General features: G+C 70.7%; 17 protein-coding genes and 2 pseudogenes. 11 read left to right on the top strand and 8 right to left on the bottom strand.

Annotated features, from left to right (window positions below; all coding sequences use genetic code 11):
• Positions 1-323: 323 nt before the first annotated feature.
• Complete coding sequence (locus QCN29_RS14020) at positions 324-1,406, bottom strand: mannose-1-phosphate guanylyltransferase (RefSeq protein WP_279928215.1); 1,083 nt, start codon at positions 1,404-1,406, stop codon at positions 324-326.
• A gap of 86 nt (positions 1,407-1,492) precedes the next feature.
• Positions 1,493-2,872, bottom strand: coding sequence for an N-acetylmuramoyl-L-alanine amidase (locus QCN29_RS14015; RefSeq protein WP_279928214.1), 1,380 nt, complete (start codon positions 2,870-2,872; stop codon positions 1,493-1,495).
• A gap of 127 nt (positions 2,873-2,999) precedes the next feature.
• On the opposite strand from QCN29_RS14015, the gene QCN29_RS14010 reads away from it, so the two are divergent.
• The 4 genes from QCN29_RS14010 (at position 3,000) to QCN29_RS13995 (ending at position 10,111) form a co-directional block, all read left to right on the top strand.
• On the top strand, positions 3,000-3,758 hold the full coding sequence (locus QCN29_RS14010) for a TIGR03089 family protein (protein ID WP_279928213.1): 759 nt from the start codon (positions 3,000-3,002) through the stop codon (positions 3,756-3,758).
• Positions 3,759-4,666: 908 nt separating this feature from the next.
• Entirely contained in the window at positions 4,667-6,076 is a 1,410-nt protein-coding gene (locus tag QCN29_RS14005; protein WP_279928211.1) for an LCP family protein, read from the top strand.
• 218 nt (positions 6,077-6,294) lie between these two features.
• Positions 6,295-8,217 (top strand): LCP family protein, encoded by a 1,923-nt coding sequence (locus QCN29_RS14000; RefSeq protein WP_279928210.1) that lies wholly within the window; start codon positions 6,295-6,297, stop codon positions 8,215-8,217.
• A gap of 208 nt (positions 8,218-8,425) precedes the next feature.
• Positions 8,426-10,111: an LCP family protein gene (locus QCN29_RS13995; RefSeq protein WP_398859201.1), complete on the top strand. Its 1,686-nt coding sequence runs from the start codon at positions 8,426-8,428 to the stop codon at positions 10,109-10,111.
• A 95-nt stretch (positions 10,112-10,206) separates the two neighbouring features.
• Here QCN29_RS13995 and QCN29_RS13990 read toward each other — a convergent pair whose 3' ends face one another.
• Positions 10,207-11,217, bottom strand: a complete 1,011-nt coding sequence (locus tag QCN29_RS13990; protein WP_279928206.1) for a glycosyltransferase family 2 protein — start codon at positions 11,215-11,217, stop codon at positions 10,207-10,209.
• Positions 11,218-11,601: 384 nt separating this feature from the next.
• Here QCN29_RS13990 and QCN29_RS13985 point away from each other — a divergent pair, with 384 nt between their 5' ends.
• Entirely contained in the window at positions 11,602-13,179 is a 1,578-nt protein-coding gene (locus QCN29_RS13985) for an LCP family protein (protein WP_279928205.1), read from the top strand.
• Between the two features lie 16 nt (positions 13,180-13,195).
• Here QCN29_RS13985 and QCN29_RS13980 read toward each other — a convergent pair whose 3' ends face one another.
• Positions 13,196-13,744, bottom strand: coding sequence for an acyl-CoA thioesterase (locus tag QCN29_RS13980; protein WP_279928204.1), 549 nt, complete (start codon positions 13,742-13,744; stop codon positions 13,196-13,198).
• 119 nt (positions 13,745-13,863) lie between these two features.
• On the opposite strand from QCN29_RS13980, the gene QCN29_RS13975 reads away from it, so the two are divergent.
• Complete coding sequence (locus QCN29_RS13975) at positions 13,864-15,198, top strand: LCP family protein (protein WP_279928203.1); 1,335 nt, start codon at positions 13,864-13,866, stop codon at positions 15,196-15,198.
• Between the two features lie 12 nt (positions 15,199-15,210).
• Here QCN29_RS13975 and QCN29_RS13970 read toward each other — a convergent pair whose 3' ends face one another.
• Together QCN29_RS13970 and QCN29_RS13965 are read right to left on the bottom strand one after the other, a co-directional pair.
• On the bottom strand, positions 15,211-15,522 hold the full coding sequence (locus QCN29_RS13970; RefSeq protein WP_279928202.1) for a type II toxin-antitoxin system HicB family antitoxin: 312 nt from the start codon (positions 15,520-15,522) through the stop codon (positions 15,211-15,213).
• Positions 15,523-15,801: 279 nt separating this feature from the next.
• On the bottom strand, positions 15,802-16,446 hold the full coding sequence (locus QCN29_RS13965) for a DUF6461 domain-containing protein (protein WP_279928201.1): 645 nt from the start codon (positions 16,444-16,446) through the stop codon (positions 15,802-15,804).
• A 208-nt stretch (positions 16,447-16,654) separates the two neighbouring features.
• Here QCN29_RS13965 and QCN29_RS37095 point away from each other — a divergent pair, with 208 nt between their 5' ends.
• The 4 genes and pseudogenes from QCN29_RS37095 to QCN29_RS13945 all read left to right on the top strand — a co-directional run bounded on the left by QCN29_RS37095 (position 16,655) and on the right by QCN29_RS13945 (position 18,367).
• On the top strand, positions 16,655-17,140 hold the full coding sequence (locus tag QCN29_RS37095) for a hypothetical protein (protein ID WP_398859195.1): 486 nt from the start codon (positions 16,655-16,657) through the stop codon (positions 17,138-17,140).
• A 253-nt stretch (positions 17,141-17,393) separates the two neighbouring features.
• Positions 17,394-17,633 (top strand): annotated as a pseudogene (locus tag QCN29_RS37090) (XRE family transcriptional regulator); the annotation flags it as partial.
• Positions 17,632-17,769: pseudogene (locus tag QCN29_RS13950) on the top strand (DUF397 domain-containing protein); the annotation flags it as partial. The pseudogenes QCN29_RS37090 and QCN29_RS13950, both read left to right, overlap by 2 nt.
• 94 nt (positions 17,770-17,863) lie before the next feature.
• Entirely contained in the window at positions 17,864-18,367 is a 504-nt protein-coding gene (locus QCN29_RS13945) for a hypothetical protein (protein WP_279928199.1), read from the top strand.
• 51 nt (positions 18,368-18,418) lie between these two features.
• Here QCN29_RS13945 and QCN29_RS13940 read toward each other — a convergent pair whose 3' ends face one another.
• On the bottom strand, positions 18,419-19,567 hold the full coding sequence (locus QCN29_RS13940) for an acyl-CoA dehydrogenase (RefSeq protein WP_398859194.1): 1,149 nt from the start codon (positions 19,565-19,567) through the stop codon (positions 18,419-18,421).
• A 194-nt stretch (positions 19,568-19,761) separates the two neighbouring features.
• Between QCN29_RS13940 and QCN29_RS13935 the strand changes: the two genes are divergently transcribed.
• Entirely contained in the window at positions 19,762-21,087 is a 1,326-nt protein-coding gene (locus QCN29_RS13935; RefSeq protein ID WP_279928197.1) for a UDP-glucose dehydrogenase family protein, read from the top strand.
• A gap of 555 nt (positions 21,088-21,642) precedes the next feature.
• On the opposite strand, the gene QCN29_RS13930 is transcribed toward QCN29_RS13935, so the two are convergent.
• Positions 21,643-22,158: a CGNR zinc finger domain-containing protein gene (locus QCN29_RS13930; protein WP_240139033.1), complete on the bottom strand. Its 516-nt coding sequence runs from the start codon at positions 22,156-22,158 to the stop codon at positions 21,643-21,645.
• Between the last annotated feature and the right edge of the window lie 80 nt (positions 22,159-22,238).

The following is a 22,238-nucleotide window of genomic DNA, read 5'->3' as shown; positions in this document are numbered from 1 at the left end:
GGGCGGGAAGGACCCGCCTCTGCCGGAGGGTGCCCGCAATTGTGGGCGACCGCACCCGTGTCGCTCGGGAGGGGCGAGATGCGGCCACGTACGGCGCAGCGCACCGCACGAGTACGAGGCCGAAGCGCCGCACCCAACGCCTCGACACCGCGAAGGCGGACATTCACGCGATACGGGCCACGCCCCACGGCGCGGGCGGGTGGGAAAGGCCCCCACCGCGCAGACCCGGCGCGCACGGGACGCCCCGGCGGTGCGCAGCGCCGCGCCGGGTGTGGGGGCGAAGCCCCACACCGCCGTAAGGGCGAGCGGGTGGGAAAACCGCGCTACTGGTCCGATGTGAAGCGGATCGCCGCCGCCGGCACCCTCGCGTTGCACCAGATCCGCGCCCCCGCCTGCAACTCGTTGTCCGCCCCCACGTCCGCGCCGTCGCCGATCACCGTCTCCGACAACACCGTCCGCGCCCCGACCCGCGCCCCCGCTCCGACGAGCGAGGAGGAGATCACCGCCCCCGGCTCGACCACCGCGCCGTCGAGGACCGCGCTGCCGTCGATGCGCGCGCCCTCCCCGATGTGCGCACCCGCGCCGATCACGGTGCCCCCGGTCAGCTTCGCATCGGGCGCGACCCGCGCGGTCGGCAGCACCAGCCGGTCTCCGCAGCGGCCCGGCACGGCCGGGGACGGCGCGCGCCCCGTGACCAGGTCCGCCGACCCGCGGACGAACGCCTGCGGCGTCCCCAGGTCGAGCCAGTACGTGGAGTCGACCATGCCCTGAAGGTGCGCTCCGGAGCGGAGCAGCTCCGGGAACGTCTCACGCTCGACCGACACGGGCCGTCCCGCCGGGATCGTGTCGATGACGGACCGTCGGAACACATACGCTCCGGCGTTGATCTGGTCGGTGACGATCTCCTCCGGGGTCTGCGGCTTCTCAAGGAACGCCGTCACCCGCCCCGTCGGGTCGGTCGGCACCAGGCCGAACGCCCTCGGATCCGGCACCCGCGTCAGATGGAGCGAGACGGCGGCGCCCGACGACTGGTGCGTCGAGACGAGCGCCCCGATGTCCAGGCCCGTCAGGATGTCGCCGTTGAACACCAGTACGGGATCCGCCGGCCCGGACGACAGCCGGGACGCCACGTTCCGTATCGCCCCGCCCGTGCCGAGCGGCTCCTCCTCGGTGACGTACTCCAGATGGAGGCCGAACGCGGAGCCGTCGCCGAAGTACGGCTCGAACACCTCGGCGAGATAGGACGTGGCGAGCACGATGTGCTCGACCCCCGCGGCCCGTGCCCGCGCCAGCTGGTGCGTCAGGAAGGGCACGCCGGCCGCCGGAACCATGGGCTTCGGTGTGTTGACGGTCAGCGGCCGCAGCCGCGTTCCCTTCCCGCCCACCAGGAGGATGGCTTCTGTCACCTTGTCGTCTCTGCTTCCTGCTGGGGCCGGTGTGATCACTCTTTTCGAGACCGGCCAGTTTATGCAGTGGGTCCGGACCTCCCAGGTCAGCGGCCCTGGTACGCGGCAGAGACGCTTCGGGCGGTGCCGAGCATGCTGTAGAGGCGGCCTCCGGGACAGTCGGTGTTGTAGCCGTCCCGATGCCCGGAGATGACATGGAGATTGACGTTCACACCCTTTGCGTACTTACCGCTCCCCCCTGACGTGAGCACGACCTTCCCGCTCGGATCAGCCCCGTGCAGACCGAGCTTCCATGCCGTCAGCTTCGCCACCGCCGTCACCGAAGCCGACGGCGGATTGGTCGAACTGTACGTGCCGAGCACGGCGATGCCCGTGGTCTTCGAGTTGAAACCCAGCGTGTGCGCGCCCATGACCGGCTTGGCCACGCCTCCTGCACGGCCTTCGTAGATCTTTCCGCACTTGTCGATGGTGAAGTTGTAGCCGATGTCGCGCCATCCCATGCTCTGGGTGTGGTAGCGGTAGATACTGCGGATAACGGAGGGCGCTTCGCTGCAGGTGTAGTTGTTGCCCGTGGCGGTGTGGTGGACGAACGCGGCCTTGATCGTCGATGTGTAGAGGAAGCCGGTCTCCCGCAGGCTCTCGTCCGCACCCCACCCGGCGCGGGTGACGATGGCCGGCCGGGGCCCGATGAAGGGGGCCGCCGCGGCATCCACCATCGCCACCTGCTGTACTCCCGCCTCGGCCTGCGCCTCGGTCTCCTCCTGCGACAGGGCCGGAAGCAGAAGCTGCGACGCCGCCGCGGCCACGGATTCCGCAAGCCCCGGGATGTCCACGGAAACGAAGCCCCCGTCGGACTCCGGGCCGTCCACGGCCCCGGCGACATCGCCCGGTTCGTCTTCCTCCCCCGTCCGGCCCTGTGGAGGCGGCTCGCTCCCCGGCTCGACGAGTTCCAGGCGCAGCCCCTCCGGCAGCGGCGCGAGCTCGGCGTCCGCCGCCCGTACGCGCACCTCCACACCGTCCGACTCCCCCACCCACAGCGGCGCGGTGGCCCCGCGCACCCGCTCGGAGTCGCCCTCCGCGGTGCCGCGGTCCGCCGCGTGCTCGTGGTTGTGCGTCTCCACGTCCTGCCAGGAGGACCAGGCGCCGGTCGCCACGGCCCGGGTGCGCACCTGGACGGTGCCGTGCAGTTCGGCTCTCTCGTCCTCCCAGACGACGCCGACGAGCGAGAACGTTCTGACGTCCCGCTCCGCCAGGCCCTGTTCGGCCGCTCCCGCCGGTCCCGCGGAACGGTCCGCGGGGCGGGCCGCCTTCAGGGGCAGCGACTGGGTGTAGCCGGACTCGTCGGAAGCGGGTGGCCGGGAGGCCGCCGCTGCTTCCGACACGAGGGCTGACGACAGGGTCAGCGGCAGGGCGAGCGCGGCCGAGCACGCGATGCTGATCGAGGATGAAGCAAGGTTTCCACGCATGTCTCCGATGCTGAACCGGGCGCTAACGCTCCGCCTTTCGGGAAAATCCGGGCCCGTCCGTCCGACCGGTGGACCCCGCCGCCGTCCTGCAGCCCTGCGAGGGGGTCCGGCGCGTAGGCTTGACCGTGTGAACGCCAGCGACCGCACCCCTGCCGACCTGCTGCGATCCGCGCTCGCCGCGGACCCCGCACGCCCCTTGGTCACCTTTTACGACGACGCCACCGGTGAGCGCGTGGAATTGTCCGTGGCCACCGTCGCCAATTGGGTGGCGAAGACGGCCAATCTGCTCCAGGGCGACCTCGCCGCCGAGCCAGGCGACCGGCTGGCCCTGCTGCTGCCCGCGCACTGGCAGAGCGCGGTCTGGCTGCTCGCCTGCTCCTCCGTCGGGGTGTGCGCCGAGATCGGCGGCGATCCGGCCGGCGCGGATCTCGTCGTCAGCGGCCCCTCCACCCTTGAGGCGGCCCGCGCCTGTTCCGGGGAACGGGTGGCGCTGGCGCTGCGTCCGCTGGGCGGACGGTTCCCGGAGCCTCCCGCAGGCTTCGTCGACTACGCGGCGGAAGTGCCGGGCCAGGGCGACCGCTTCACCCCGTTCGCACCGGTGGACCCGGACGCACCCGCGCTCGCCGTACCCGGTGCCGAGCTGACCGGGGCGGAGTTGGTGGAACGGGCACGGGCGGACGCGGAGACGCTCGGTCTCCTGCCGGGCTCGCGACTGCTCTCGGGGCGGCCGTACGACTCCTGGGAAGGGGTGTCGACGGGGCTGTACGCACCGCTCGCGGCCGGCGGGTCGGTCGTGCTGTGCCGGAACCTCGACCGGCTCTCCGAGGAGGACCTGGAGAAGCGGATCGAGGCGGAGAAGGTCACGGTCTGCGTCATCGAGACCTGAGCGTCCTGCCGGCCGGCGGCTCCGGGGTGGTGAATCCGTCGGCCGGCGGGCCGTTCTCCGGCGCGGTCCGGCAGCTCCGGGGCAGCGCCAGCCGACGGCCGCGCTAGGGCGCGGTCCGGCGGCTCCCGGGCAGCGCCAGCCGACGGCCGTCCGGCAGCGTGCGCCGACAGCCTCAGCCGACGGCCATCCCGCAGCACAGCCCCCCGACCCCCGGGCTCCGTCGGCCATCCGGCGGCGCGGTCCGGCAGCCTCCGGCTCCGTGGCCGTCCGACAGCACGGCCCCCGACTCCCCGGCTCCGTCGGCCATCCCGCAGCACGGTCTGGCAGCCTCCGGCTCCGTGGCCGTCCGACAGCACGGCCCCCCACCCCCGGGCTCCGTCGGCCATCCCGCAGCACGGTCTGGCAGCCTCCGGCTCCGTGGCCGTCCGACAGCACGGCCCCCCACCCCCGGGCTCAGTCGGCCGTCCGGCGGCGTACGCCGACAGCCCTTCGGGCGGCGTCAGACAGTACCGGCGGCACAGGCCGGCACACGCCCCCGACAACCATCCCGCCGCACGGGCCCTCATACGCCGTCCGGCGATGCCCGGCGACGTCGGCCGGGCGCTGGCCGGGCGTTGGCCGGGCGTCGGCCGGCGCAGTTCCCGCGGCCACCGCAGCTCCGGTGCGACAGGGCGCCGCGAGGCATGCCGCGTCTGCGAAGTCCAGCCGCCCGCTGAAGTGCACTCGTGTGGCGCACACTCGGGCCGGGCCCTCCCGGCCTGTGCGTCAACTCCGATGGATGATCGGCATGGCGTGACATTTCACGCACACACCACATCTCACGCACAACCAAGCGCCGGGCTCAGCCGTCTAGCGAAGCGAATCGGCGGCCCAGCGCGCCGCCGACGCCTTGAAGGATGGACGCAGACGTGACGGACAGCGCTGGCACGGGCGGGGGTCCTGACGCCGAGGGAGGAGCAGCGGAGCCGAAGCAGGAGCCGCCGACCCCCTCGGCGGACGCATCCGCCCAGCCGTCCGCGGACGCTGCCCCGGAGACGAACACTGCCCCGGAATCGGACGCATCCCCGGAGACAGATGCTTCCCCGGAGGCGGACGCTTCCAGCGAGGTGTCCGTCGAGCACCCGACCTACAGGTCCGCCGGACGGCCCGCGGGGCGTTTCGCGCCGACGCCGGCCGAGCCGTGGGCCGCACCGTCCTCCGAACAGCCCGGCACGGCCGACTGCTCCGGCCGCAGACGCTACTTCCTGCGCTGGGCGGCGTTCGGCGCCTCCGTCATCGTCCTGGTGGCCGCCGGCCTCGGCTGGTGGCTCTACCGCAAGCTCGACGCCAACATCACCACGGACACCTCGGCCGCTGCCGAGCTGGAGGCGTACGAGAAGGAGCGGCCGACGGCCGTCGCCACCGGCGCCCAGAACATCCTCATCATGGGCTCCGACACCCGCGAGGGAGAGGGCAACGACCAGTACGGCTCGGGCGACGGCGGCGGTGAGCGGTCGGACACCACCATCCTGTTGCATATCGCAGCGGACCGGCAGAGCGCGACGGCGATGTCCATCCCGCGCGATCTGATGGTGGAGATCCCCAGCTGCCGCAAGGCCGACGGCTCCCGCACCCGGAAGCAGTTCGCGCAGTTCAACTGGGCCTTCGGGTACGGCGGGACGGCCTGCACCATCCGTACCGTCGAGCGGCTCACCAAAATCCGCGTCGATCACCACATGGTGGTCGACTTCCGCGGTTTCAAGGACATGGTGGACGCGGTCGACGGCGTCGAGGTGTGCCTCAGGGAGCCGATCGACGACCCCGACGCCCACCTCAGACTCCCGGCCGGGAAGCAGACCCTCGACGGAGAGGAAGCGCTCGGATTTGTGCGGGCCCGCAAGTCCCTGGGCAACGGCAGCGACACCGAGCGCATGGAGCGCCAGCAGCGGTTCCTGGGCGCGCTGGTGAAGAAGGTCCAGAGCAATGGAGTGCTGCTCAACCCGGCACGGCTCTATCCCGTGCTGGATGCGGCGACGAAGTCCCTGACCACCGATGCGGGACTGGACTCCCTGAAGGATATGTACGATCTGACCCGTTCCGTTCGCGGCATTCCCACCGAGAGAGTCCAGTTCCTCACGGTGCCTCGGCAGCCGTACTCCGCCAACCCGAACCGGGATGAACTGGTCGAACCCGAGGCAGGCAAACTGTTCAAGCGACTGCGCGAGGACGGCCCCATCGTCGTCACGGAGGACGACGATGGCGGCGACGCCGGGACGGCAAGCCCCGCCCCGGTGCCTACTTTCCCCGGGACCAATGCCGCGGAAGGCATGTGTGAGTAAAGCAATGGCCAAGGGGGAGCATGCACTCTATGACGAATGGGCGGATTGCCCACTTATAAGAGTCGTGGAATTTGTCACGCACGTCGCTCAGAGCTGAGCAGGGCGGATAGTGTGACGCGATCCGGTGCTTCCGACCATGGATACGCACTGTTGGATCGAGGAGGGGCGTCACCGGGGGGAGACGCTGAGCGTGGCACCGACGGAGGACTCAAACAACCGTGGATGCGCATAGCCGTGGGCGGGCGGAGGAGATCGACCCCGCCGACCAGTGGGTGCTCAACCCGCAGACCGGCAATTACGAATTGCGACTGGACCATTCCGCACCGCAGTCCCAGTTCCCTTCTTCCGCACCGTCGAGTTCCCGCTCTCCGCACTCCGCGCACTCCGCGCACTCCTCGAGAACGGCGGCGTCGAGAAGCCCGCATGCGACCGAGGCTCCCTCCCCCCGTATGCCCGCACCGCGCAACGCCGGAAGCCGCCGCTCGGGCGGTGCGGGGAGCGGTGCGGAACCAGGGACGGAAACGGGGAATGCCACGGGAGCCGGCAGCCGCAGGGTCCCGGGCAGCCGGCAGGGCAGCGGTCATGAGGTGCCGGGCCAGCGTTCCCGCCGCACGGGCGGCGGCCAGAACCGTCCCGGCGGCACGGGCGGCAGCGCATCCGCCGCCGCGGCCGGCCGCGGCCGGCGCAAGCGCAAGCAGGCCAAGTCGCGCAAGAAGAAGGTGCTGATGTGGGTCGGCGGGGTGCTGTCCTTCCTCCTCGTCGGCGTGGCGGCCGCCGCCTACCTCGTCTACCAGCACTTCAACTCCAACCTGAACACGGTGGACGTCGCGGGAGCGGGCACGGGCGGCTTCAAGAAGGACCAGGCCGTCAACATCCTGGTCGTCGGCACCGACAAGCGCAGTGGTGCGGGCAACGAGGGGTACGGCGACGCCGGCAGCCCCGGCCATGCCGACACCACGATCCTCTTCCATGTCTCCAAGGACCGGACGAACGCGACGGCGATGTCCATCCCGCGCGATCTGATCGTCGACATCCCCGACTGCGAGACCAAGGCGGAGGACGGCACCGAGGTCATCCCTGGCACGTCCGACACCCGCTTCAACGAGAGCCTCGGCCAGTCGGGCCGCGACCCCGGCTGCACCATGCGCACGGTCAAGGAGCTGACCGGGGTGACCGTCGACCACTTCATGATGGCCGACTTCAACGCCGTCAAGACGATGTCGACGGCGGTCGGCGGCGTCGAGGTCTGCCTCGCCAAGGACATCAACGACAAGGACTCCAAGCTCAATCTGCCTGCCGGCAAGCATGTGGTGCAGGGCGAGGACGCGCTGGCCTTCGTCCGTACGCGCCACTCGGTGGGCTTCGGCGGCGATCTGAGCCGCATCGAGATCCAGCAGCAGTTCCTCAGCTCTCTGATCCGCAAGATGAAGTCCAGCGACACTCTCTCCAGCCCGACCAAGATGTGGGACCTGGCCGAGGCGGCGACCAAGGCGCTCACGGTCGACACCGGGATAGGCAGCATCGAGAAGCTCCGCGACCTCGGCATGGAGCTGTCCAAGGTGGACATCAAGAACATCAGCTTTGTGACCGTGCCGGTGGTCGACAACACCGACAAGGCGACGGTGCTGCTCAACGAGGCCAAGGCCAAGCCCCTGTTCTCCATGCTGCAGAACGACATCTCGCTCACCGAGGTGAAGGAGAAGGAAGCCCAGGCCAAGGCCGACGCCAAGAACAAGCAGGAGCAGCTGCTCGAGGGCCCGCAGGCGGAGCCCTCGGCGGTGCGGGTCGCCGTCTACAACGGCAGCGACACCCAGGGGGCGGCGCTTTCGACTCTGACGTGGCTGCAGAACGAGCAGGGCGTGCTGAAGTCGAGCAACGAGGGCAACGCGCCGGAGAAGCAGGCGAAGACCTCGCTGGAGTACGCCCCGAACCAGGCGGACCAGGCGCGCAAGCTCGCGGATTTGATGGGCCTGCCCGCGTCGGCGCTGAAGCCGGGCGCGCAGGACGCCGCGGAGCGTGAGCCGATGACGCTGATCCTCGGGGCGGACTTCAAGGGCGCGGGTGTGCCCGTCACCGGACCGGCGAAGACGCCGGAGGGTGTGCAGAAGGTCGAGGCGGACAAGCAGATCTGTGCCGAGTGACGCCGGGACACCGGCAACGGCACCCGCACCCGCACTGGACCGGCAACGGCACCCGCACCCGCACTGGACCGGCAACGGCACCGGGACCCGCACTGGACGGGCACCGGGACAACGGTGCCGCCACGCGACGGCGTGCACCCGAACGACCTGAGTGATGTGTGAACAGGACATGCAAATACAGGGGGACCCAGGGGTGGGGCAGGACAGAATGCCGCCGGGCGGCGGCGCGGGCACGGGCGCGGGCACGGGCGCGGGCACGGCGACAGTGACCGCGGCGGCGCCGGCTTCCGCAGCACCGCCGGACACCGGTGACGGCGGGGACTCCCACGGCGGCGGCAGACGCGGGGGCTCCCAGCGCGGAGGCAAGCGCCCGGCGCGCCAGACACGCCCGAAACGCGGCAAGCGCCGGATACTCCTGTGGACGGCGGGCACGCTCTCGCTGCTGATCCTGGGCACGGCAGGGGCGGGCTATGTCTACTACGAGCACCTCAACGGCAAGCTCAAGAAGGAAGATCTCAACCTCGGTTCGAGGGCGATGCCCGACCACAAGGCGAACGCCTTCGGGCAGACCCCGCTGAACATCCTGCTCATCGGCTCCGACGCGCGTAACTCCGAGGAGAACCAGAAGCTCGGCGGCGCCAAGGAGACCTTCGACTCGCCGCCGCTCGCGGATGTGCAGATGCTGGTGCATCTGTCGGCGGACCGCAGCAACATCTCGGTGATCAGCATGCCGCGCGACACCCTGGTGAAGTTCCCGGAGTGCACCGACCCGGACACCGGGGAGGCCTATCCCGCCACTGCCGGAGTGCGGCCGGTGAACGAGTCCCTGGGCCGCGGGGGCCCGGGCTGCACGGTGGCCACCTGGTACGAGCTGACCGGCATCACCATCGACCACTTTATGATGATCGACTTCGCGGGTGTGGTGTCGATGGCCGACGCGATAGGAGGCGTGCCGGTCTGCGTCGACCGGAACATCCATTCACGCAACGCCCAGGGCAAGGGCTCCGGTCTGAAGCTGGAGGCGGGCACACATCCCGTCAAGGGCGAGCAGGCGCTGCAGTGGCTGCGCACCCGCTACGGCTTCGAGGACGGCTCCGACCTCGCCCGTACGCACGCGCAGCATATGTATATGAACTCCATGGTCCGGGAGTTGCGCGCCAACACCAAGCTCACCGACCCCAACAAGCTGCGCAAGCTCGCCGAGGCGGCCATCGAGGCGCTGACGGTCGACAAGGGCATCGACAGCGTCGGGAAGCTGTACGACCTCGGTCAGGCGCTCAAGAGCGTGCCCACGGACCGGATCACCATGACCACGATGCCGAACTTCTACTCGCAGCGGCCGGGGTACCAGGGCAAGGTGGAGCCGGAGCCGGAGGACGCGGAGCAGCTGTTCCGTATGGTCCGCGAGGACACCCCGCTGGACGGAAAGGGCGTCAAGAAGCCTCCGGCCAAGCCCGCGGAGTCCAAGGACCCTGCGGCGGCGCCCGCGGAGATTCCGGTGATGGTGCAGAACGGCACCGACGGCGACGGCCTGCTCGCCGCCCGCGGGCGGGCGACGGCGGTCGCCGGTCTGCTCGCCGACAAGGGCTTCACTCTGGCGCGGGCGGAGAGCGCCCGCAATCCGGTGAAGACGACCGTGGTGCGGTTCTCCAACGCCGAGTTGGAAGGGGATGCCCAGGCGGTCGCGAAGGCGCTGGGGATTCCGCTGTCGTCGGTGAAGAAGTCGACGGACGTCACGGGCATCACGCTGACGGTCGGAGCGGACTGGCGGGAGGGCGACGCCTTCCCCAAGGCGACGCCGAAGCAGGACGACAAGGCGCCGGAGTCGGCACGGCCGCTCAACGGCGCGGACGACACAGAGTGCATGGAGGTCCAGGAGGGCTTCACCTGGTAGCGGAGGGCTGAGCAGACGGTCAGAGCCCGGGTGGCGCGCACCCGGGCCCTTCCTCTTTCCCGTCCCCGTGCCTCAGGCTTTCTTGTCCCCGTGCCTCAGGCGGTCTTCACGGCCGGGCGGCGGCTCGCGATGACCCTCTTCGCCAGCGAGCGGGGGCTGGTGAGGAAGCCGTACCCCCACGACATGTGCATGGTGGCGAGCGCCACGGGGATCTGCAGCCGGGCCTTGAGCGGCAGGCCCCTGCCCGCCGGGACCGAGCCCGCGGCGATCGCGGCGAGGTACCCGGCCGGGACGGCGAAGCCGAGCGGGGTGAGGGCCGCGCCGACGACGACACCGGCGGCGATGGCGCACACGGCGGTCGGCGGGGCCAGATAGCGCAGACTGATCGACCCCTGGTGGTAGCGGGCGACCACATGACGCCAGCGGCCGTACTCCTTGTACTGCTTGGCCAGCGCCCGTACGGAGGGCCGGGGCCGGTACTGCACCTTCAGCTCCGGCGAGAACCAGATCAGCCCGCCCGCCTCGCGGATGCGGAAGTTCAGCTCCCAGTCCTGGGCGCGGATGAACTCCTCGTTGTATCCGCCCTGCTGCTCCAGCGCCTCGCGGCGAAAGACGCCCAGATACACGGTCTCGGCGGGGCCGGCCTGGCCGCCGGTGTGGAAGGCGGCGTTCCCGACGCCGACCTTCGACGTCATCGCGGCGGCGACGGCGTGCTCCCAGTCGTTCTCGCCCTCGGCGTGCATGATGCCGCCGACGTTCTGCGCGCCGGTCTCCTCCAGCAGCCGCACCGCGGTGGCGATGTAGTCCGGCGAGAGCATGCCGTGCCCGTCGACCCGTACGACGACGGGGTGCCGGGACGCCTTGATGGCGGCGTTCAGCCCGGCGGGGGTGCGGCCGGTGGGGTTCGGCACCGTGTGGACGCGCGGGTCCTCCCGTACCAGCTCGGCGGCGATCTCGTCAGTGCGGTCCGCAGACGGCCCGAGGGCGATCACCACCTCCAGCTCGCCGTCGTACTCCTGCTCGAGGATATGGCGGACCGAGTTGCGCAGATGTCGCTCCTCATTGAGGACCGGCATGATCACGGAGACAGGCGGTGTGGCGTTCATCGTCCGCACACGTTACCGCGAACGGGCGACATGGCCGTGCGACAGCCGGGTCGCTGCCGCCTGGCGGAGATCGTATGGGCCTACGGTGCTCAGGATGCGCCGGTTGCGTAGGTGCCGGATGTCGTGTGGCCCCGGCTCTCCGGTACGTCCCGGAGGTCGGGACGTACCGGAGGTCGGGACGTACCGGTCCGGCGGTCGCAGCGGCCTTCGGCCGTCCGGCTTCCGGGCCGTACGGGCCGTCGGCCACCCGACCACCCGACCACCCGACCACCCATCGTCCGGCACCCGTCGTCCGGCTGCCGGTCGTCCGGCTGCCGGCCGTCCGGCTGCTGGCCGTCCGGCCATCCGTCGTCCTGGTTTTCCTGTCGCCCGCGGAGGTGCCCCGTGCCCACACCGCCCCGCCCCCGCCGTCAGGCCCGCTCGGCAGCCTCCCCGTCGCCCTCCCCGCGGAGTCGAGGGCAAGGGGGCGGGCGCGGCCGCCCGCCGGCCGGGGCGGGCAAACCGGGAGCACGGCCGCGGCCCCGACCCCAGCCCCGGCCCGGCCCCCGGCGGCCGGCCAGACGGCCCCGGTGGGGACTGCGGGCGGCGACCGCGCTGTCCGTGCTGGTCCTGGGCGCGGGCGGCATCGGCCACGCCATCGTGACGGGCCTGGACGCGGGCCTCGACCGGATCGACCCCTTCAAGGACATGAAGAACCGCCCCGAAGCGGGCCACGGCCTGAACATCCTGCTCGTCGGCACCGACGACCGCGACAAGATCGGCCGGGACGAGAAGGTCAAGTACCGTCTCGGCGGAGCACCCTGCAACTGCACCGACACGATCATGCTGGTGCACATCTCCGAAGACCGCGGGCGCGCCAGCGTGGTGAGCCTGCCGCGCGACAGCTACGCGGAGATCCCCGAGCACACGGACCTCACCAGCGGCGAACGCCACCGGCCCCACCCGGTGAAGCTCAACGCCGTGTATGCGGAGGGCGGGCCGCAGCTGACCGTGCGGACGGTCGAACACATGACCAAGGTGAAGATCGACCACTATCTGGAGGTCGACTTCACCAGCTTCATGAAGACGGTGGACGTGCTGGGCGGAGTCGAGATCTGCACGGCCCGCCCGCTGAAGGACTCCCACACGGGCCTGGAACTGGCCGCCGGCACCCACCGGATGGACGGCGGCCAGGCGCTTCAGTACGTGCGCTCCCGCCATGTCGACGGGGCCGCCGACCTGGGCCGCATGGAGCGCCAGCAGCGTTTCCTGGCGGCGCTGGCGGCCCAGGCGGCCGACAGCGGGGTGCTGCTGAACCCGGTGAGGTTCCGGGACGTCGCCTCGACGGTGCTCAGGTCGGTGCGGGCCGACAAGGGCTTCGGCACCGAGCAGATGCTGGCGCTGGGCAAGGCCATGCGGGGCTTCACCCCCGCGTCGTCGGAGTTCACGACCGTGCCGGTCGGAGATCACAGCTTCCCGGTGAAGGGCATCGGCTCGACGGTGAAGTGGGACCCGGCCAAGGCGAAGCGCATCTTCCGGGCGCTGCGCGACGACAAGCCGCTGGCGTCCCCGCCGTCCGGCGGCCCCCCGAAGGCGCCGGAGGGCCCCAGGCCCGCCCTGGTCGACGTGCCGCCGCGGCAGATCAGGGTGCAGGTCTACAACGGCACGCACACGGACGGGCTGGGCCGTAAGGCGGACGCGGAGCTGCGCGCCGTCGGCTTCGCCACCACGCGCGCCCCGCTGAACGGCGCGAGCCGCGAGGTGAAGCGCACCTCCATCGCATACGACCCCCGCTGGGACCGCTCGGCGAAGACCCTGGCGGCCGCCCTGCCGGGCGCCGAGCTGCGCGCGGTCAAGGGCCAGGGCGCGACACTGCGGGTGACGCTGGGGGCGGATTTCAAACGGGTGACGCCGGTGCGGGCGGAGGACCCGCAGCGCAGCGAGCTGGGGGCGGTCACGGGAGACCAGGTGGTCTGCCCCTAAGCGCCCCGCGCTCGGGTCAGTCCTCCATCCCCTCGGCGGCGCGCTTCTCGCGGAGCTCCTTGATGGCGCGGCGGCGGGCGAGCCGGTGGGTGCGGCGGATCTGGGCCTCCTGGTACCGGCGGCGGTCGCGGTCGGTCTCGGGGATCACCTGCGGTACGGGGCGGGGCTTGCCGTCCCCGTCGACCGCCGCGAAGACGAGGTAGGCGCTGCCGACCTGCTGGGCGGGGGTCGACTCGTTCCAGCGCTCGGCCAGGACCCGTACGCCGACCTCCATGGAGGAGCGTCCGGTCCAGTTCACCTGGGCTTTCACATGAACGAGATCTCCGACGCGGACCGGCTCAAGGAAGACCATCTCGTCCATGGAGGCGGTGACCGCGGGCCCGCCGGAGTGCCGCCCGGCGACCGCGCCCGCCGCGTCGTCCACCAGTTTCATGATCACGCCGCCGTGCACGGTGCCGAGGAGGTTGGTGTCGGAGCCGGTCATGATGTGGCTGAGGGTGGTGCGGGACGCGGAGGTGGGCTTGCCCGGAATCTCGCTCTCCGAGCGCAGAGCCTGATCTGTCATGCCCTCCACGATATGTCGGCCCGTACGTCTGTCCGCATTGCATCAGCCTTGCAACAGCAGTGCTCCTGTTTCCCACCCTCTCTGTCAGGGCTCGTGACCCTGACTGCACACTGGTCCGCATGAATCAGTGGCCCGATGGATGGACGGACGACCGCGGCGACGCCGGCAACGGCGGCAACGGGTACGGGCGCGGCAGCGGCGCGACACGGCCGGAGGGCGCGCGGGTGATGCCCCATGTCCAGCGCGGGGGCCAGCCCCGGCGGCCCCAGCAGCCGCCGCGGCCGAGTGTGCCCCCGCCGCCCGCGCAGCAGCCGCAGTACGGGGGCGTCCCGCCGCAGCAGGGCTACGCCGACGGCTACAACACGGGCCAGGTGTACGGCACCCCTGGCGGTGGCCGCCCCGGCGGCACGGGCGGCCACGGGGGCCCCGGCGGTCCCGGCGGCCCTCCCGGGCGCGCCCCGCGGACGAGTCCTCCCCCGGACTGGCGTCGCCGCATCAAGATCGGTTCCATCGTGCTGGTCACGGCGGTGCTGGCCACGTCCATAGGCACCTACTTCTGGGCGGACTCCAAGATGCGCCGGGAAGTCGACCTCTCCAAGGTCATCGAGCGCCCGAAGGACGACGGCTGCACGACGTACCTGGTCGTGGGCTCCGACAGCCGCGAGGGCATGACCGCCGAGGACAAGAAGAAGCTCCACACCGGCTCGGCGGAGGGCAAGCGCACGGACTCCATGATGATCCTCGCGGCCTGCGGCAGCGGCGACACCCTGATCTCCCTCCCCCGCGACTCGGATGTGGAGATACCGTCCTTCAAGGGCTCCGAGTCGGGCAAGCTCTTCCCGAACCAGGGCCGCCGCACCAAGCTGAACGCGGCGTACGCGGAGGACGGCCCCGAGCTGCTGGTCCGCACGGTCGAGCACAACACGGGCCTGCGCATCGACCACTACGCGGAGATCGGATTCGCGGGCTTCGCCAACATCGTGGACGCCCTCGGCGGCGTCGAGATGGACATCCCCAAGGCCTTCAAGGACGAGAAGTCCGGCGCGGACTTCCAGGCGGGGAAGCAGACCCTCGACGGCGAACAGGCCCTCGCCTTCGTCCGCACCCGCTACGCCTTCGCGGGCAGCGACCTGGACCGCACGAAGAACCAGCAGAAGTTCCTCGCGGCCCTCGCCAACCAGACGGCCACCCCCGGCACCGTCCTCAACCCGTTCCGCCTCTACCCCACGATGGGCGCGGGCCTGGACACCCTCATCGTCGACGAGGACATGTCCCTGTGGGACCTGTCCCAGATGTTCTTCGCCATGAAGGGCGTCAACGGCGGCGACGGCACCTCCATGAACATCCCGATCTCCGGCAGCCGCGGCTCCAACCTGGTCTGGGACAAGGCGAAGGTCCAGCAGCTCGTCAAGCAGATCCAGAACGACGAGAAGGTCACGGTCACCTCGAACTGACGCGCGCCGGCTTCACGCCCCCGTCGACCGCCTCCCGGCTGCGGGCCCTCTCCGGCGCGGCCTCCCTGAAGGCCGCGCCTTAGTTAGAGGCCCGTGGCGACGGCGGGGCTCATGCGACGCGTACCTCGCCGGGGCGGTGATCACGTCGATGACCTCGGGAGCGGGGGCGTCCTCGACGTAGAGCTCCAGCGCCTCGCGCAGGTTCTCCAGGGCTTCCTCGATGGTCTCGCCCTGGGAGGTCACCTCGATCTGGAGGCAGCGCGCCACGTACCACTCTCCCTCGTGAGTGATCGCGGCGGTCAGGTGCACTGCGTCAGCCGTCATGCGGCCACTCTGGCTCGCACTACCCCGCCGGACAGCGAATTTCCCCGTGGTCCGCCCCCAACGACCTACCCCTCGCAGGTCACCGCCCGGTGCATCGGCCCACTGTGAACGCGGTTGGGCCGGTGAGCCCTGCCTCTATGCCGTCATTCATATCCACGGCCTCGAAGCCGGCCCACTCCGCGTAACGCTCCAACTCGCGGGGGAACAGGACGCTCTCCGGATTTCATGGGCGGTGCCGTGCGACGGGACCGGTACTACTCCCAGACGCCCGGCTGCGAACTACGCCGGTTCCAGCACCACCGCCGGGAGCATGCCCTCCACGATTGGCTCCTTCGGCAGGGAGAGACCGAAGAACCGCTCGACAACCCCCAGCGCGGTGCGGTGGACCTCCCTCTCGTCCCGTTCGTGGTCCGGGAGGCCGGCGGCTGTCAGACAATCCTGCAGGCGGGCTGCTGTCGCGGGATCGCCTTCGACCCCTTCGTAGCCCCACGAGGCGTCCAAGTACAGGTTGCACGCACTCAGCAGGCGACCGTCGTAGGCATACTCGAACTGCGGCGGGACCGGTTTGCCGTTTTCCTCCTCGTACTCCAGGAGGCAGACGTGCACACCGTCGCGCGAGATCGGCGTCACAGAGCCGAACTCGCCCCACCAGCCGCCGTATGCGACCGCGTATGCCCAGTCCCCGGTGCGGCCGATCCGCAGGCCTATGCCTTCGAAGGAATCGCCAAAGGTGTCGTCCATGAGATCCACCAGGGTGTCTCCGGTGTGCTCCCCCACCGCGACGGCGATGCACAGTTCACCGCTCACAGTTGCCGCGAGGCGGTCGGCGAGCACTTCCGGAGGAAGCCCGCGCGCCAGCACGACGTGATATCCCCCGAAGGCGATGGATTGAGGGGCGGCAAGCCAGATTGTTCCATCGGTCATGCCACCATCCTGTCCCACCCGTCTGACAACGCCGGACCAGAAATACCACGGGAGGCCCTTGAACCGGGGCGTCCTCGCCACCGCACACTGGTTACCCCCATCAGCGTCGCCGCCGGCTCACAGCGGCTCGCCCCCGAAGACTGAGCCGACTGCCCCACCGAAGTCGGCCGACGGCCAGCCCGACCGCAGCAGTAAGGAGTCGACGCACGTGCCCCTTGATGACCAGCCAAGTTGGGCTCTGCTCCGGGAACTCGACGACCCCGACCACTTGGAGTTTCCCCGCGGATACAACCACACCGCCAGCCGAGCGAGGTTCAACCAGCTCGCAGACCGCCTGAACCTGCGATTCGACTGCATCTGCACAGATGCTGCGCTGCCACAGCATCTCCGCACCCGAGGAACTCCGCGACCAGGTACGGAACCTGACGCGGACGCAGCTCATCCGCGCCTGCGCCTCCTGGCGGCCGGACTAGACCGCCTTCCGCGACCCGGCTGGGGGCCGACGTCGATTCCGCTGATCGCGGGCACGCCGGACGTCGACGGGGACTCCCGCCCCGACTTCTGGACGCTGTTCTCCGACGGCAAGGTCTACCTCTACCCGGGCGGCTCCAACTGGCACGGCACCCGCCGCCTGGTGATCAGCGGCGACACCGCCGAGGGCACGAACTGGTCCCGCCCGGTGGCACTGGGGTGAGCCAGGCGGTGTGACGAGGCGCGAGGCCGGGGAGTCCGGAAGGGCTCCCCGGCCTGTCGCACCCCTGGAGCGGGATCCCGACCGGCGCGCCTCACGTGATCATCTACCCGACCACGCGAATATCGGCGATGCGCCATGGACCGGGGTGGTCCGTACCCTCCTACTGTCCTCGTGACGGCAGGGCAACGGCCCTGTACAGAAGGAGGGGCACGATGGTGCGTAAGGAACTGACCCGCCTTACCGGCAACGCGGGATGTCGCAGACGAAGCTCAGCAACATTGAAACCGGGCGAGTCACGCCCAGCCTTGTAGATGTTGAGCTGATTCTTGGTGCTCTCGACGCTCGATCGGAAGTTGCGGCGGAGGTAGCCGCCCTCGCGCGACTCGCCAACACGGAGTGGCAGGGCAAGCGGGCATCGTGGCGCAGGGGGTTGGAGAAGCGGCAGGCGGAGTTGGCCGGCCTCGAAGCGGAAGCCACGACGCTCCGCTACTTCGACGCTCGCGAAGATCGGCGCGAATGCGTGGGCGGTGGGTGACAGCAAGCGGCCCGGCATGGAGCCCCTGCGGTTCACCACGGCCGAGCTGGACGCGGCCGGCATCGACCCGGCCCGGTTCGGTCTGTCCGCCTGACGGGGCTCTGTCTCCGGCCGGTCCGTGCCCCTTCTGATGCGGCGGGGGCCGGTCGGGCTCCAGCGTCCCTGAACACCCGGAAGAGGTACGACCATTGCACCACCACGGGTACCTGTGGGCCGGCCCCAAGCAGCGGTTCGACGTCGAGGCCCTGCGGCGGCCCCCGCACTCCGGTCCGCCCCCGGCCGACAGCAGCCCCGATCTGGTCCAGCGGTACAAGGACGTGAAGGCGGAGTTCCCCGCCGTGGACCTGCCGCCGCTGGAAACGGCGTGCTGGCTGGTCAAACCGCGCACGCTGGTGCGCGGCACCTGGGAAGAACCGAAGGAGGCGGCGGTGTGGCTCGGAGAACGGCTTGCCTTGTACGCGTCCCGGTTCGCTTCCGGCTCCGACCGTGACAGTGCACGGCTGGGGATACTGGTTGATTCCGCTGCCGAGCGACTCGGCTGGGGCGGCGACGTATCGCACGGGTTCTACCTGGAGCGGCCCTCGTTCTTGTCCCTGGCCCTGGTGTGCTGCTCCCCCAATCGTGCAGCGCCAGGGCTGGGCTGCCCGCTCCGATCCGGCCAGCCGCCGGGCAGGGCCGCTCCGACCCAGTAGATCCCCCCGCTCGCGCGGTCCCCGGCGTCTCGCGCCGGGGACCGACGGTCCTTACGGCAGGTTGCGGGCCATGACGATCCGCTGCACTTGGTTCGTGCCTTCATAAATCTGGGTGATCTTGGCGTCGCGCATCATGCGCTCGACCGGGTAGTCACGGGTGTAGCCGTAGCCGCCGAGGAGCTGGACGGCGTCCGTGGTGACCTCCATGGCGACGTCGGAGGCGAAGCACTTGGCCGCGGCGCCCTGGAAGGTCAGGTCGCCGTCTCCCCGCTCCGACTTGGCGGCCGCCGCGTAGGTGAGCTGACGGGCGGCCTCGATCTTCATGGCCATGTCGGCGAGCATGAACTGGATGCCCTGGAAGTCGGCGATCGGCTTGCCGAACTGCTTGCGCTCCTGGACGTAGCCCTTGGCGTAGTCGAGGGCGCCCTGGGCGATGCCGAGGGCCTGGGCCGCGATGGTGATGCGGGTGTGGTCCAGGGTCTTCATGGCGGTGGCGAAGCCGGTGCCCTCCGCGCCGATCATGCGGTCGGCGGGGATGCGGACGTTGTCGAGGTAGACCTCCCGGGTCGGGGAGCCCTTGATGCCGAGTTTCTTCTCCGGGGCCCCGAAGGAGACGCCCTCGTCGCCCTTCTCGACGACGAAGGCCGAGATGCCCTTGGAGCGCTTCTCCGGGTCGGTGACGGCCATGACCGTGTAGAACTCGGAGACGCCGGCGTTGGTGATCCAGCGCTTGACGCCGTTGAGGATGTAGTGGTCGCCGTCGCGGACCGCCTTGGTCTTCATGCCGGCGGCGTCGGAGCCCGCGTCCGGCTCGGAGAGGCAGTACGAGAACATCGCGTCGCCCTTGGCGAGCGGGCCCAGGTACTTCTTCTTCAGGTCCTCGGAGCCGGAGAGGATCACCGGGAGCGAGCCGAGCTTGTTGACCGCGGGGATCAGGGAGGAGGAGGCGCAGGCGCGGGCCACCTCCTCGATCACGATCACGGTGGCGAGGGCGTCGGCGCCCGCGCCGCCGTACTCCTCGGGGACGTGCACGGCGTGCAGATCGGATGCGGTGAGCGCGTCCAGCGCCTCCTGCGGGAAACGGGCTTCCTCGTCAACAGCCGCCGCAAACGGCGTGATCTTCGCTTCGGCGAGCGAGCGGACCGTCTCGCGGAGCATGTCGTGCTCTTCGGACGGGCGGTACAGATCGAAGTCAGACACTGTCGGAATCTCCCTTAGACGCCAAGGTCGCTCACTCGCCCCAGCAGTTGCTAACTACCGTTAAGTAACTCAAATCCTAGAGGGCGGGGCGCTCACGGGCCTACGTGAGTTTGGTGACAGCGGGAAACGTGCCCCCGAGCGGGCCCGACTATGCTCAGGCCCGCAGCGACGCCGTCATCAGCACTGGAGCACCCATGGCCCTCAAGATCACCGTGATCGGCACCGGCTATCTCGGCGCCACCCACGCCGCGGCCATGGCGGAACTGGGTTTCGAGGTGCTCGGGCTCGATGTGGCGCCCGAGAAGATCGAGATGCTGGCGGCCGGCCGCGTGCCGATGTACGAGCCGGGCCTGGAAGAGCTGCTGCGCCGACATGTGGCGGGGCAGGACGGCTCGACGGGGCGGCTGCGGTTCACCACCTCGTGGGAGGAGGTCGGCGCGTTCGGCGACGTCCACTTCGTGTGCGTCAACACCCCGCAGAAGCACGGCGAGTACGCCTGCGACATGTCGTACGTGGAGTCCGCCTTCGCCTCCCTGGCACCGGTGGTGCGGGACGGCTCGCTGGTCGTCGGCAAGTCCACCGTGCCCGTCGGCTCGGCGCAGCGGCTCGCGGAGTGGCTGCCCGAGGGGGCGGAGCTGGCCTGGAACCCGGAGTTCCTGCGGGAGGGCTTCGCGGTGCAGGACACCCTGCACCCGGACCGGATCGTGATCGGCGTCGCCAGCGAGCGGGCCGAGAAGCTGCTGCGCGAGGTGTACGCGACGCCGCTGGGCGAGGGATCGCCGTTCGTCGTGACCGACTTCCCGACCGCGGAGCTGGTGAAGACGTCCGCGAACTCCTTCCTCGCGACGAAGATCTCCTTCATCAACGCGATGGCGGAGGTGTGCGAGGCCGCCGGCGGCGATGTGGCGAAGCTGGCGGAGGCGATCGGCCACGACGAGCGGATCGGGAAGAAGTTCCTGCGCGCCGGGATCGGGTTCGGCGGCGGCTGTCTGCCGAAGGACATCAGGGCCTTTATGGCGCGGGCCGGCGAGTTGGGCGCGGACCAGGCGCTGACGTTCCTGCGGGAGATCGACTCGATCAACATGCGCCGCCGCGGGCAGATGGTGGAGATGGCGCGGGAGGCGCTGGGCGACGGGTCGTTTCTGGGGAGGCGGGTCGCCGTGCTGGGCGCGGCCTTCAAGCCCGACTCCGACGACGTGCGGGACTCGCCCGCGCTGAATGTGGCCGGGCAGATCCATCTGCAAGGCGGTCAGGTGACGGTGTACGACCCCAAGGGCATGGACAACGCCCGCCGTCTCTTCCCCACGCTGGGGTACGCGGACAGCGCGCTGGAGGCCGTGCGGGGCGCGGACGTGGTGCTGCATCTGACCGAGTGGGCGGAGTTCCGGGAGCTGGACCCGGCGGAGCTGGGCGCGGTGGCGACGCGGCGGGTCGTGCTGGACGGGCGCAACGCGCTGGACGCGGCGCGCTGGCGCGAGGCGGGGTGGACGTACCGCGCGATGGGGCGGCCGCACGCCTAGCGCGCGGCGGGGCCGGCATCCGGCACCCGGCGGGCGGCCGCCGGGTCGCACCCGGCGAGGGCCCGCCGCCGGGTGGCGTCCCGCCGAGTGGTGTAGCCGATCAAGCTGGCGGAATCCCCGGGTCGCGGCCCGAATCGCCCTCGCCGGAGGCCATGTTGAGGCTCGCCGAGCAGGGACCAGCGGTGATCGCACGACGGCCCGCAGCGGCACGTACCGGACGGCTCCGAAGCGGAGGCGACGGACCGTGATCGGCTACACCACGACGGGGGACACGGCCCGCCGCCCGTGGCGGGCGGCGGCGGTGAACCGGCCCGTGCCGCGCGGGAGCCGGGCCTTGAGCGGGTCCGGTGAAGTCCGGCGCGGTGACGGCGTGGTCTTCCGGCGCGGTTCGGCAGGGCCCCCCAAGGGGCGCGGGGCTGGATCGATATGCGGCTCCGCCGCGCGGGCGCGACCGGCCACGAGGTATCGCACACGCTCGGCGGCCGGTCGGTCGCGGCACTTCCCGCGGAACGCTCAGCCGGCGGTCGGTCGGTCGCGGCACTTCCCGCGGAGCGCTCAGCCGGCGGCCGACCTGTTGGCGCGGTAGGTGCGCATCTTGGCGCGGGCGCCGCAGTACGACATGGAGCACCAGCGGCGGCGGGCGGCGGGGCTGCGGTCGTAGTAGGCCCATTGGCAGTCGTCGGCCCGGCATGCCTTGAGGCGGGGCCAGGTGCCGTCCGCGGAGGCCGCGGCGATGGCGGCGGCCACGCGTGAGGCCAGGGTGTGGGGGGCCGCCGGGCGGAGGGTGGCTGCGCCGTCCTCGGAGAGCGTCACCAGGAGCGGGGCCTCGGCCAGCAGGCGGTCGAGGGCCGTGGGTGAGCGGCCCGGGGGCAGATGGCCCGCGTGGGCGAGGCAGGCGGCGCGCAGGGCCTCGCGGAGTTCGCGCGCGGCCGGGACGTCCTGTTCGGTGATTCCGAAGGGCTCCCGGCCCTCCGCTGTGTCGAGCCGGTCCACGCCCGTGTCGACGTACACCGTGTTGACCAGGGCTTCGATCAGCGCCAGGCCGCCGGGGGCGGGCGCTCTGTCATTCATGGTTGCGACGTTACCCCCGGTGCGGCATCATTCGGTAACCGCGTTACCGGTTGAACCTGCCTATCGGTAACCACCCAAGG

It is taken from the genome of Streptomyces chengmaiensis (genome assembly GCF_029846775.1).
In the GTDB taxonomy this organism is placed as follows: domain Bacteria; phylum Actinomycetota; class Actinomycetes; order Streptomycetales; family Streptomycetaceae; genus Streptomyces; species Streptomyces chengmaiensis.
This window is presented reverse-complemented; position numbering and strand designations above follow the sequence as displayed.